Raw genomic sequence first — 475 nt, forward strand, 5'->3', positions numbered from 1 at the left:
CTCTTTCAGGGCCGCGCGGGTCAACAGACAATGGTTAATCGCCTCCATATGGGTCGCCACAATGTGTGCTTCGGGTAAGGTGAAGTGGGTTTTCAGCACATCTTCCGCGCCCATGATAATTGGGCCAAACCCGATAACGTGGGCAAAGCCTGCGTTCAGAATGACCACGCCTGGCTGGAAGGTATGCATGTTGGCTTCCACCTCGTCGCGCCAGAGGGTGTCCCCGACCAGATACAGCGTTTTTTCCGCCGGATGCATAAAGATAACGCCACAGGCATCACCCAGGCGTTCTGCCATTTGTGGAATGGCATAGGCGCGATCTGAGCCGTGCTGGCCGTCGGTTTTACGCAGAGTGATAGCGCCGACCACGGTATTTTGCGTCAGCACGGTGAGTTGTGTGAAACCCTGCCCCCGCAGTACGTGTGCATCATGGTCATTTTGCACATAGATTGGTTTGTCTTTCGGCACGACACGA

1 protein-coding gene is annotated in these 475 nt (G+C 55.4%); it reads right to left on the reverse strand.

The window, feature by feature from the left end; all coding sequences use genetic code 11:
- A partial coding sequence (locus FDX22_RS24490; RefSeq protein WP_146717919.1) for an MBL fold metallo-hydrolase occupies positions 1-475 on the reverse strand: 475 nt, incomplete at both ends.

This window comes from Citrobacter sp. TBCS-14 (genome assembly GCF_005280805.1).
Taxonomy (GTDB): Bacteria; Pseudomonadota; Gammaproteobacteria; order Enterobacterales; family Enterobacteriaceae; genus Citrobacter; species Citrobacter gillenii.